We start from the raw sequence: 11,995 nt of genomic DNA on the forward strand, positions 1-11,995 counted from the left end.
AGAGGAAGGGGGGCGGGGCGTCGGCGCCGCGTCAGTTGTAGGTGCCGGTGATGGAGACGCCGGTGCGGGTGCCGGGGACGCCCGTCAGGTCGACCGGGGCGGCCGGGCTCCAGGTGCCGTTCACGGCGCGGATGGTGTGCAGGACCCGGCCGTCGGTGGTCACGAAGGCCGCCTGCAGCTCGTTGTTCACCTGCGCCGCCGCCACGTCCGTCACGGTCACGCCGGCGGGGACGACGGAGGACAGGTCGTTCAGGACCCACTGGCCGCTCGCGAAGCGGGCCCCGTGGTAGCGCTTGGCGCCGCCCTCGGTGGTCACCACCAGCTGCAGGTCACCGCCGGTGCCGGCCACCGCGACCTCGTCGATGCCGCTCACGCCCGTCTCGGCGGAGGCGTTGCCCCAGTTGGTCCAGGTGCCGTCGGCGTGCCGGACGGTGTGGAAGAGGGACCCGCCGGACACCGCGACCACCTGCGTGTCGGTGCCCGTCTGGGACAGCGCCACCTTGGTCACCGGCGCCCCGCCCGGGTTGCCGACGGCCCCGAACGGCGCCCACGTCCCGTTGGCCCGGCGGACCGTGTGGTAGACCTTCCCGTCCGCCACCACCACGACCTGCACCTCGGTGCCCGAGGAGACCGCCGCCACCTGCGTGATGTTGGCGAGCTGGCCGGCCTCGCCGGCCACGTCGCCGAAGTCGGACCAGGAGCGGTCGGTGAAGCGGATGGAGTGGAAGAGCTTGCCCTCGTTGGTCACGGCGAGGACGTGCGTGTCGCCGTTGATGCCCGCCTCGGCGGTGGTGCGCACCCCGCCCGGGACCGCGCCGGTGACGCCCTGGACGTCGCCGAAGCCGGTCCAGGTCCGGTCGGCGTTGCGGACCGCGTGGTAGAGCCCGCCGCCGGACTCGACCGCGACCTGCGCCCGCCACTGGCCGGTCGGGGCCGGCGGGGTGGTGGTGTCGGAGCAGTTGCGGCTGGTCAGCGTAGAGCCCATCTGGAAGGGCTCGCCGTCGAAGACGGACTGCTTGACGGTGCCGTTGTAGCGCTGCTCGTAGTGCAGGTGGGCGCCGGAGGAGTTGCCGGTGTTGCCGACGATGCCGATCTTCTGGCCGCGTACGACGCGGGTTCCGGCGCTGACGTCGTAGCCGTTGAGGTGGGCGTACAGGCTGGTCGAGCCGTTGCCGTGGTCGATGACCACGTACTTGCCGTAACTGCGGTACGAGCCGTCGGGGTTGGTGAGGGTGGTGGCGGTGCTGACGACGCCGTCGGCGCTGGCGAGCACGGGCTGGTTGGCCGTGGTGCCGCCGTGCGTCCAGTCGATGGACTGCACCGACGGGCTGTGGCCGCTGTACGTCTTGCCCAGCCAGGCCTGGTTGCAGCTGAAGGGCATCTGGTAGGCGGGCCCCGCGGCGTAGGACGGGGAGGCGGCGAAGGCGACCAGGCCGGAGGCGGCGAGGGCGATACCGGTGGCGGAGGTCAGCGCACGACGGGTGAAGGTGGACATGACGGGGCTCCTGGGTTCTGTCGGGGGGTGTCGCGGGTGTCGTGCGCTGGTCAGTTGAAGGTGGCGGTGATGGACACGCCGGTGTGGTCGCCGGTGACGCCGGTCAGGTCCATGGGGGCGGCGCCCGTCCAGGTCCCGTCGGTGCGGCGGAGGGTGTGCAGGACGCGGCCGTCGGTGGTGACGAAGGCGGCCTGGAGTTCGTTGTCGACGGCGGCGGCCGCGACGTCGGTGACCGTCACGCTCGAAGGAACCACCGCGGAGAGGTCGTTCAGGACCCACTGGCCGCTGGCGAAGCGGGCCCCGTGGTAGCGCTTGGCGCCGCCCTCGGTGGTCACCACCAGCTGCAGGTCACCGCCGGTGCCGGCCACCGCGACCTCGTCGATGCCGCTCACGCCCGTCTCGGCGGAGGCGTTCCCCCAGTTCGTCCAGGTGCCGTCCGCGTGCCGGACCGTGTGGAAGAGCGACCCGCCGGACACCGCGACCACCTGGGTGTCGGTGCCCGTCTGGGAGAGCGCCACCTTCGTCACCGGCGCCCCGCCCGGGTTGCCGACCGCGCCGAACGGCGCCCACGTCCCGTTGGCCCGGCGGACCGTGTGGTAGACCTTCCCGTCCGCCACCACCACGACCTGGAGCTCGGTGCCCGACGAAACCGCCGCCACCTGCGTCACGTTGGGCAGGGCGCCCGCGACGGCGTGGACGTCCCCGAAGGTTCCCCAGGTGCGGTCCGCGTTGCGGATGGTGTGGTAGAGCCTGCCCTCGTTGCTCACGGCCAGGACGTGCGTGTCGCCGTTGATGCCCGCCTCGGCGGTGGTGCGCACGCCGCCCGGGACGGCGGTCGCCTGGCTGTCGACGTTCCCGAAGCGGGTCCAGGTGCCGTTGTCGAAGCGGGTGGCGTGGTAGATCCCGTTGCCGGAGCCGATCAGCACCTGCGCCTTCCAGGACTGGGCGGGGGCCGGCGGGGTCGGCGCGTCCGGGTAGGGGTCGGCGTGGTCGCTGCCGAGTCCGGCGAGCCGGCCGCAGCTCGGCCACGCGCCCGGACCCTGGCCGGCGAGGACCTTCTCGCCTATCAGGATCTGCTGCTTCTTGGTGGCCTGGTGGGCGTAGGCCGCGTATGCCGTGCCCCCGTAGGCCCGCCAGGTCGACGCCGAGAACTGCAGGCCGCCGTAGTAGCCGTTGCCGGTGTTGATGCTCCAGTTGCCGGAGCTCTCGCACTGGGCGACCTTGTCCCAGGTCGCCACGCTGGCGGCCGAGGCCGGGACCGCGGCCAGGGACAGGAGCACGGACGAGCTGACGGCAACGGTGGCGGTGACCGACGTGAGCGTGGCGAGTCGACGGCGAGCAGACATGACAATCCCCCACATTTCGGACGCGGATGGGCCAGGTGTGCGCAGTTGCGCGGACCTGTGGTGACGTGGCGCTCCAGGTGTGCGCCCCATCGGCGCCGGCCCGGTTCCCCCCTGGCGCCTCACTGCTGCGCCGTTGAGAGGATCATGTCTTCCGGGCCCGGGGGTGTTCCAGGGGTTCGGGGTGGCACGGAGGTGCCTGGCTCCATGCGGCCAGACCGGCCGCGGACCTGCGCCGCGTCAGCGCAGGGTGGCGGCCCTGTCCTGGCGGTACGTGGCCACGAGCGCGAGGCACAGCGCGGCGATCGCGACCCGGCCGGAGGCCTGGAGCAGCGGACCGCGCAGCAGGATGAAGGAGTACCCGGCGACCAGCGGGACCACCACGGAGATCAGGCTGCCCGGGGCGGAGCGGCGCGTGGCCCGCTTCGCGTAGCGGCGGTCGACGCGCGCGGCCGCGTACCCGATGCCCAGCATTCCGGCGCCCATGCCCAGCGGGCCGAAGTCCAGCCAGAGTTCGGCCCAGACGGGGGAGGAGAGGTTGGTGTTGACCGTGCCCATCCACTGGCCGACCATCACGCCCGTGTCGCGCGGCTTGCCCGGCCACACCGAGCGGGGCACCGCGAAGAAGACGGAACCGGCGAGCTGGCGCCCGTAGAAGTGGCCGGGTCCGGAGCGGGAGAAGGTGATGGTGTTGGCGAACATGCCGATCTGGTCGTAGTCCTTGAGCGCCATCGGCTCCAGGAACGAGGTCGTCTCGACGGGCTTGTAGTTCTTCTCGTCGTAGCGGAAGCGGTCCGCGAAGGGGAAGACGAGCAGGGCGACGACGACGGCCATCGACAGCGCCGTCCGGTACATGGCGGCGCTCACCGGGAAGACGGTGAACAGCAGCGCGAACAGGACGGTCAGGAACCAGTAGCGCGGGTTCGAGACGGGGTTGTTGACGATCAGGTTGAGCACCGCCAGCGCCGCCCAGGTGGCGATGACCGACACCTTGCGGCGGGCGAACTTCGAGGTGATCAGCCACCGGGTGTACAGCAGCAGCGCGAGCAGCGCGGGCACGGTGCCGAAGCCGCGCAGCAGGGCCTGCCCCGCCTGGCCGTCCCCGTTGGAGACGCCCGCCTCCTGGATGCCGGCGATGATCTCCTGGCGGCTGGAGAAGAAGACGGCGGGGCCGCCGAGTTTGACGATGAAGGCCGCGCTGCCCAGGAAGGCGAGGCCGGTCAGCAGCTGGAGCCTGCGCCGGTGGGCCATGACCGGCCGGGGTTCCTTCGGGGAGCCGCCCGCTCGGCCCGCGGGCCGGTGGCGGGCGAGCAGCACGCCGACGTCGAAGGCGGTGCAGCCCAGCAGGACCAGCCCGATGGCCAGGGTGAGGTCGGAGCGGGGGCCGACGACGGGGGTGGGGACCCGGCCGAGGACGGCCTGGGCGAGCGGGGCCACGCCCATGGCCATGTAGACGAAGAGCCAGAAGGAGCCCTGGAGCAGCTTGCGGCGGCTCGTGAGGATCATCGCGGAGAGCCGGGCGCCCGCGTACATGGTGAGCAGCAGCTGGAGCCAGTAGGCGGCGTCGCGTTGGCCGTCGCCGGGCTGGGCGGCGACGAAGAGGGGGAAGAAGACGGTGAAGCCGAGGGCGAGCGGCACGGACAGGGCCCGCGAGAGCAGGGTGCGGGGGGTGGTGACCCTCCCCCACCGGGACTCGTCCCCGGAGGGCGCCGGCACCGGCTCCACGGCGGGCTCGCGTATGTCCGTGGCCACTGCTGCCCCCACCCCCGTGCGTGATCAACGGGCAGTCTAGTCTGGGCGGTCGGCGCCCGGGGAGGCGCGCCCGGGGTGGACGACGAGGGGCTTCTGTTGCGCGATCTTCCTTCCTTCACGCTGGCCGGATACGACAAGGGGCGCGGGTTCCTGACGCAGGCTCTGTGGTTCGCCGTGCTGAACACCCTCTTCATGTCGTGGTTCTGCCCGGCCCGGTTGCGCGTGGCGCTGCTGCGGGCCTTCGGGGCGAAGGTCGGCGAGGGGGTGCTGATCCGGCACAGGGTGCGCGTGCTGTGGCCGTGGAAGCTGGAGGTCGGCGACCACGCGTGGATCGGCGAGGGCGCCTGGCTGCTCAACCTGGAGCCGGTGACGATCGGTTCGCACGTGTGCCTGTCGCAGGAGTCGTTGCTGTGCACGGGTTCGCACGACCACCGGGCCGCCGACTTCCGCTACCGCAACGCCCCGATCACCGTGGAGGACGGCGCGTGGGTGGCGGTACGGGCGACCGTGCTGGCGGGCGTGACCGTGGGCCGCTGCGCGGTGGCCGGCGCGGGCGCGGTGGTCCACAAGGACCTGCCCGAACTGACCCTGCAGACCCAGGACGGCCGCCGCCGCCCGGTGGAGGAGCCCAAGTGAAGGTCCTGCACGCCGTGACCCTGCACTCCCCCTCGCACGCCTTCGGCGGCCCGGTGCGGGTGGCCCTCAACCTGGCGAAGGGCCTGCGGGCGCGCGGTCACGAGGCGCGGCTCCTGGCGCTCGGCGAGGGCTTCGACCCGTGGCCGGCGTCGGTGGAGGGCGTCCCGGCGAAGCTGTTCCCGGCCCGCCGCCCGCTCCCCCTCGGCTTCAGCGGGATGACCTCGCCGGCCCTGCTGGCCTCGGCGTCCCGCCTGGTACGGGAGGCGGACGTGGTCCACGTCCACCTGGCCCGCGACCTGGTCACCCTCCCCCTCGCCCTGGCGGCCCTGCGCGCGGGCAAGCCCCTCGTCCTCCAGACCCACGGCATGGTCGACCCGAGCGAGAAGCTCCTCGCGAAGGTCCTGGACGCGGTGGCGGTACGCCGCCTGCTGCGCGGAGCGGACGCCGTGCTGTACCTGACCCCGCACGAGCGGGAGGGCCTGGACGCGGTGGCGGGCTCCCCGCCGCTCGCGCGGGCGGTGCGCCTGGTCAACGGCACCCCGTCCCAGGAGGAGCGCCCGCCCCTGGGCGGCCCGCCGCGCATCCTCTACTCGGCCCGCCTCCAGGCCCGCAAGCGCCCGGTGGACTTCGTGGACGCCGCCCCGGCGGTCCTGGCGGCCCACCCGGACGCGGAGTTCGTGGTGGCCGGCCCGGACGAGGGCGAGCTGGCGGCGGTCCGGGCCCGGATCACGGCCCTGGGCCTCGGCGACCGCTTCACGGTCCCCGGCGCCCTGTCGACGGCCGAGGTCCTCACCGAGCTCCGCCGCGCGCACGTCTACGTACTGCCCTCGGTGGACGAGCCGTTCCCCATGTCGGTCCTGGAGGCCCTCGCGGTGGGCGTCCCGCCGGTGGTCACCCACTCCAACGGCCTGGCCCGGGACATCGCGGCGGCGGGTGCGGGCCTGGCGGTCACCCCCGGCCCGGGCCCGGTGGCGGAGGCGGTCCTGACCCTGCTGGACCCCGCCGCGAACGCCGCGGCCTCCACGGCCGCCCGCGGACTCGCGGCGAGGTCCTTCGCCATGGACGCCGTACTGGACACCCTGCTGGGCGTCTACGAAGCCGCCGGCGGCCGCTGAGGGTCAGGCCTTGCCCTTGAGGGACGCCGCCAGCTGCTTCGCCAGCTTCGTGCCGCCCGCGAGGCCGCTGTCCTTGGCGCTGCTGGCCAGGACGGTCACCACCGAGGTGCCCACGCGGGCGGCCACCAGGGTGGTGCCGCCCTGCCAGGCGGTGCTGGTCTGGGTGATGGCCCAGGCGCCGTCGCCCACTCCCGGCAGGGGCTTCTCGCTGACCGTCACCTTGGCGTGGGTGTCGCCGTCCGTGTAGCTCGGGCAGGCCGTGGCGATCTTGCCCAGCGCGTCGAGCACGGTCGTGGCGGTCGTACCGCGGTAGACGTCGATCTCCTGGGCGAACTCCTCGGAGGAGTTCTTGTCCACGTACGCGTTCTGCGCGAAGGAGACTCCGGTGATGCCCGTGATCTCCGTCCAGGAGGTCGCGCCGAGCTTGGTGCAGTCGGGCGTGGGGACGTCGGCGGTGGCCGGCCGCTGGTAGGTCTCCCCGGTGTCGCGGGAGAGTTCGGGGTCGACGGTGAAGCCGGTCCTGAAGAAGGACGCGGGCGCGAGCGCGGCCTTGAGCTGGGTACCGGTCAGCAGGCCCTTGTTGGGGTCGGCGGAGGGTGCCGCGGCCTTGGGGGCGGCGGCCGGAGCGGCCTTCGGGGCGGTCTCGGGGGCCTTCGTGCCGGGGAAGGAGCAGGCGGTCAGCGCCAGCGGAAGCGCCGCGACGGTGAGCAGCCTCGCGGCGGGGGATATCTGACGCACGGTGTGACTCGACCTCGATGTTTCGCATGCAGGACGCACCGGATCGCCCGGTGCGCCGAAATGGGACTCGCGCATCCCATCGGGTCTCCCCCGGCACGGCAAGGGCCCGGCACATGCTTTGCCAGAGGATGGCAAACATTTACCGGAATACGCCCGTCCGCGCCCGGATCCTGCTACTCCGTCAGGCTACGCCGGGAGCCAGGCGTAGCAGCCCGTCGACGTGAAGCGGTCGGTGCCGGCGGGGACGGTGGCCGTGATCCTGTCGCCCGGCCCGGGCGGGGTCTCGGGTCCCGAGGCGAGGACGGAGCCGTCCTTCGACCTGGCCTCCCAGGTGCACGCGGTGCTCTGGGTGGCGGCCCGGTAGGTGCCGGGGGCCGGGGCGGTGCGGAGGCCGTCGGGGAATCCCTTCCGGGCCGCCTCCAGGACCGGCTTCTGCTCCGGGCAGAGGAAGGTGATCGCGTCCGCGGCGCCGGTGACCTCGCCGGCGACGATCGACGCGGCCGCCGCGTCCTTGTCCCGTTTGGCCGTGCGCTCCACCCGCTGGCAGGTCTCCTGCCCGGTCTGGAGGACGGCGGCCGGGTCCGTCTTCTCGGGGACGCGGCCGCTCAGGTACTTCTTCTCGTTCTCCTTGAAGCTGCCCGTCTTCGGGGTGAGCTTCGCGTCCGGGAGCACCGGCCCCGTCGGCTTCGCGTCCGGTGACGCCGGTGCGGCAGGCGCCGCCGCGGCGTCCGCCGGGTCGGGCGCCGCGGACGCGGCCGGCGGCTTCGGCGTGGCGGCGGCCCGGGCGGTGCCGGCCTCGGTGCCGTCCGGGGAACTGCAGCCGGTCAGCGTCAGGGCGGCGGCGAGCAGGACCGCGGCCGCCGCGGGGCGTCGGTACATCAGGTGGCTCCCGTACGTGGGGCGGAGTGCGGGGCCCGGCGCTTGCGTGCCGGGCCCCGCACTCCGTCGGGCGGTTACTTCTGGCCGAAGGTGAGGACCAGCTGCGGAGCGGCGTCCGCGGCGGTCGACTCCGAGGACCAGATCCACAGCGGGTCGGTGCCCGCGCCGGTCAGGCCGAGGCTGTAGCTGCTGCCCAGCACCGCGGAGACCGCGGCGGTGTCCAGTTCGACGTTCTGGACGGCCGAGCCGTCCGGCACGCCCGCGATGCTGCCGAGCGGGGTGGTGCCGAGGGCGGGCTTGGTCGTGAACGTCGTGGCGGTACCGCTCCAGGTGCCCGCGACCGGGACCACGGAGACGGTGTCGGCGGTGCCGGCTCCGCTCTGCGTGGAGGTCTTGAACTGGAGGGAGGCGGCCTTCAGGACCTGCCCGGCCGGGGCGGCCGGGAGGGTGAAGCGCAGGTAGGTCTCGTACGCCGAGGTGCCGCGCACCGCGAGCGAGGACGAGGTGCCGTAGACGGTGCCCGGGGCGCCCTGGTTGACGTAGGTGTCCTCGGACGCGGTGACCCTGGAGACCGTGTCGGCCGGCGCCTTGGCCAGGTCGAAGTGGGCCTTGACCTGGGCCTGGGTGAGCGCCGTCGGGTAGACGGCGGTCTCGTCGATCTGCCCGGCGAAGAAGTTGCTCGTCGGACGGTTCGGCCAGCTGGTGAGGCTGTCGCCGCCCACGTGCCAGAAGCCCGCGTACGGGGTGGAGTCGGTGGCGCTGTTGGTGCCCTTGTTCTGGCCGTCCACGTACAGGGTCATGCCGCCGGGGCCCTGCGTGCCGACGACGTGGTGCCACTTGTTGTCGTTGTACGTCTCGAAGAGGCCCGTGGTGATGGTGCGGGTGGTGCCGTTGTAGACGCCGAAGGCCAGCCGGCCGGTGTTGGTCATGTACAGCTGCTTGTCGAACGTGCTGCTGCTGTTGGCCGTGTTGTTGCCGAAGCCGATGAGCTTGCCGCCGCGGGTGGTGTTGGTCTTGAACCACGTCTCGACGGTGAAGGAGGCGCCCACGCTCTGCCGGTGGTCGCTGTACACCTGCTGGCTGGAGCCGTTGAAGCCCATGGCCGTGCTGGTGCCGGTGACGGCGCCGGGGCTCTGGCGCAGCGCCGGGGCGCCCACCTGGACGCCGCCGGTGTTGCCGCCGGCGGAGGAGTCCGCGACGTACGGGCTGACGGTGTCGTCGTAGCGCCAGTACAGGTTGGCGCCGTCGGCGCGGACCCGGTCCGGGTAGGCCTGCACGGAGGCCGGGACGGTGACGGAGGCGGTCGCCGACAGGGCGCTGGTGTTGCCGGCGCCGTCGGTGGCGGTCACCCGGTAGGAGTAGGACTGGCCGGCCTTGACGGTGGTGTCGTTCCAGGAGGCCTGCGGCCGCTCGAACTCCAGGGAGTCCGCGGTCACGGTGGCGACCGGGGTCGCCGAGCCGTTGCGGTAGATCCGGTACGTCAGCCTGCTGTCGTCCTGGTCGTAGCTGGTGCGCCAGCGGACCTGGGCCTCGCCGGGCTTGACGCTGGCGGCGCTGGCGACGGGCGTGGTCGGCGCACCGACGTCACCGGTGTTGGCGAAGCGGGTCAGGCCCTGCTGGGGCTGGCCGTTGATGAGGGTGAACTCACCGCCCGCCCAGAGGTACTTGACGCCGTCCTTCTCCGCGACGGACATGACGCGCGGGCCGATGCCCTCGCCGATGCCGTCGTTGGCGGTGGGGTGCCAGCCGAGCTTGCGCGGGCCGCGCACGAAGCCGTCGACGGGCGCGGGGGCGGCGCCGGTGTGGTCGGTGGGCTGGGCGAGGAAGAAGTTCCGCTTGCCGTCGGGGAACTCCAGCTCGCTGGAGCAGTCGTGTGCGTGCGAGGAGCTGTAGAGCACGCTGTCGTAGGGCAGCACGTACTGGGTCGCGCCGAGGCAGCGGTCGCGCCACTTCTCGCTGAAGTCCGTCTTCAGGCCGATGCGGCCGTCGAAGACACCGCCGCCGGAGCCCTCGTTGGCGGTGTAGTAGCCCGTCGCGTCGGCCGAGATGTGCTTGACGACCGAGTTGGAGGGGATGTTCGAGTACGTCTTGGCGACCGCGCCCGTGGTGGCGCTGACGACCGCGAGGGCGTGCGTGTTGGTGCCGTTGACCGCGAAGAAGTCACCGCCGAGCAGGACGTTCTTGCCGTCGTTGCTGACCTTGACGGCCCGGCCGGGCTCGTCCGCGTTGGCGGTCCAGGGCTTGAGGGCGCCGGAGGCCGCGTCGACCGCGGCGAACCGCTCGCGGGTCTGGCCCTCGACGGCGCCGAAGTCGCCGGCGACGTACAGGGTGTCGTCGCTGACGTCGAGCGCCCGCACGGTGGCGGGTACGCCGGGGTGGAAGGCGGCCTTGGGGGTGCAGGTCTCGATGTCGATCGCCGCGAGGCTGGAGACCGGGGTGCCGTTGACGGCGCCGAAGTAGCCGCCCGCGTACAGGGTCTTCTTGTCCTTGGAGACGGCCAGCGCCCGGACGGTCGCACTGCCGTCGCCGACGGTGAAGGCCAGCTTGCAGGAGGTGGGGTTGCCCGTCGCGGCGTCCAGCGCCACGAAGTTGACCGCTTCCTGCTCGGCGCCGCCGACCGCGTCGGGCGGGCGGACCGCCGAGAAGGTGCCGCCCGCGAAGACGGTGCCGTTCGCCTGTTCCATGGCGAAGACGACGCCGTTCGGCTGCCAGGTGGGCAGCTCGTCGGCGGTGAACGCCACCGGCGGCGTGACGGCGGACGCCTCGGGCGTCAGCACCAGGCCGAGGCCCGTGCCGGCACCGGCCAGTGACAGTGCGAGGGCAGCACTCAGCCCTCTGGATCTACGCATGAGCCCCCCAGGGCTTTTGGCCCGGCTTGATGGCTGGAAATATCCGAACAGCCGCATGGACTGGCGCAGACCAGAACCGCATACGGCGGATGCGCACCCGGTCGTCGAGTTGACCGGGACACGGCAAATCGTAGGCGAAGCCGGAGCCTAGCGGTCGATCCGGACGGTGGCGCCTGCCAGTTGGTCCTCGACCTGCCGGACATCGGCGTCCACCATGATCTGCGCCAGCTCGGGCGCCAGGACCGTCGGCTTCCAGCCAAGGATCTCCCGCGCCTTGGAAGCGTCGCCGATGAGGGCGTCCACCTCGCTGGGGCGCTCGTACTTGGGGTCGTAGCGGACGTGGTCGCTCCAGTCGAGGCCCGCGTGCGCGAAGGAGGACTCGACGAAGTCCCTCACGGTGGCGGCGACTCCGGTGGCGACCACGTAGTCCGACGGCTCGTCCTGCTGGAGCATGCGCCACATCGCGTCGACGTACTCGGGGGCGTAGCCCCAGTCGCGGACGGCGTCGAGGTTGCCGAGGTAGAGGTGGTCCTGCAGGCCGGCCTTGATGCGGGCGACGGCGCGGGTGATCTTCCGGGTCACGAAGGTCTCGCCGCGGCGGGGCGACTCGTGGTTGAAGAGGATCCCGTTGACGGCGAACATGCCGTACGCCTCGCGGTAGTTGACCGTGGTCCAGTACGCGAAGACCTTGGCCCCGCCGTACGGGCTGCGCGGGTGGAAGGGGGTGTCCTCGTTCTGCGGGGGCGGGGTGGAGCCGTACATCTCGGAGGACGAGGCCTGGTAGATGCGGGTGTCGACGCCGCTGGCCCGGATGGCCTCCAGCAGCCGCAGCGCACCGAGTCCGGTCACGTCGCCCGTGTAGAGGGGGGCGTCGAAGGAGACGCGGACGTGGGACTGGGCGCCGAGGTTGTAGACCTCGTCGGGGCGTATGTCGCGCAGCAGGTTCACCAGGGCGACGCCGTCGGAGAGGTCGGCGTGGTGCAGGACGAAGGAACGATTCGCCGTCTGCGGGTCCTGGTAAATGTGGTCGATCCGCTCCGTGTTGAAGCTGGAGGACCGCCGCACGAGCCCGTGCACCGTGTAGCCCTTGGAGAGCAGGAGCTCTGCGAGGTACGAGCCGTCCTGTCCGGTGACGCCGGTGATCAGTGCGGTCTTGCCCATGTGGGGTCCCCCTGTGGTCCGTTGCTG

General features: G+C 72.4%; 9 protein-coding genes. 2 read left to right on the top strand and 7 right to left on the bottom strand.

Features of this window, described 5'->3' with window-relative positions:
- Positions 1-31: 31 nt before the first annotated feature.
- From ACQKM2_RS23835 to ACQKM2_RS23845, 3 genes are all read right to left on the bottom strand, one after another.
- The gene (locus tag ACQKM2_RS23835; RefSeq protein WP_427712907.1) at positions 32-1,495 is read right to left on the bottom strand and encodes a M23 family metallopeptidase; all 1,464 of its coding nucleotides are present in this window, start codon (positions 1,493-1,495) and stop codon (positions 32-34) included.
- Between the two features lie 50 nt (positions 1,496-1,545).
- Complete coding sequence (locus ACQKM2_RS23840) at positions 1,546-2,841, bottom strand: transglycosylase family protein (RefSeq protein WP_427712910.1); 1,296 nt, start codon at positions 2,839-2,841, stop codon at positions 1,546-1,548.
- 237 nt (positions 2,842-3,078) lie between these two features.
- Entirely contained in the window at positions 3,079-4,578 is a 1,500-nt protein-coding gene (locus tag ACQKM2_RS23845; RefSeq protein ID WP_427713054.1) for a hypothetical protein, read from the bottom strand.
- 108 nt (positions 4,579-4,686) lie between these two features.
- Between ACQKM2_RS23845 and ACQKM2_RS23850 the strand changes: the two genes are divergently transcribed.
- Entirely contained in the window at positions 4,687-5,226 is a 540-nt protein-coding gene (locus ACQKM2_RS23850; protein ID WP_427712913.1) for a WcaF family extracellular polysaccharide biosynthesis acetyltransferase, read from the top strand.
- Positions 5,223-6,341 (top strand): glycosyltransferase, encoded by a 1,119-nt coding sequence (locus ACQKM2_RS23855; RefSeq protein WP_427712916.1) that lies wholly within the window; start codon positions 5,223-5,225, stop codon positions 6,339-6,341. The genes ACQKM2_RS23850 and ACQKM2_RS23855 overlap by 4 nt, the downstream gene beginning before the upstream one ends.
- Before the next feature lie 3 nt (positions 6,342-6,344).
- Here ACQKM2_RS23855 and ACQKM2_RS23860 read toward each other — a convergent pair whose 3' ends face one another.
- The 4 genes from ACQKM2_RS23860 to gmd form a co-directional block, all read right to left on the bottom strand.
- A complete protein-coding gene (locus tag ACQKM2_RS23860; protein ID WP_427712918.1) occupies positions 6,345-7,079 on the bottom strand; it encodes a hypothetical protein in 735 nt (244 codons plus the stop codon).
- A 186-nt stretch (positions 7,080-7,265) separates the two neighbouring features.
- A complete protein-coding gene (locus ACQKM2_RS23865; RefSeq protein ID WP_427712921.1) occupies positions 7,266-7,958 on the bottom strand; it encodes a hypothetical protein in 693 nt (230 codons plus the stop codon).
- Positions 7,959-8,032: 74 nt separating this feature from the next.
- Entirely contained in the window at positions 8,033-10,807 is a 2,775-nt protein-coding gene (locus ACQKM2_RS23870; protein WP_427712923.1) for a DUF7594 domain-containing protein, read from the bottom strand.
- A 147-nt stretch (positions 10,808-10,954) separates the two neighbouring features.
- A complete protein-coding gene (gene gmd, locus ACQKM2_RS23875) occupies positions 10,955-11,968 on the bottom strand; it encodes a GDP-mannose 4,6-dehydratase (RefSeq protein WP_427712926.1) in 1,014 nt (337 codons plus the stop codon).
- Between the last annotated feature and the right edge of the window lie 27 nt (positions 11,969-11,995).

This window comes from Streptomyces sp. NPDC004126 (assembly GCF_050275515.1).
Classification (GTDB): Bacteria; Actinomycetota; Actinomycetes; order Streptomycetales; family Streptomycetaceae; genus Streptomyces.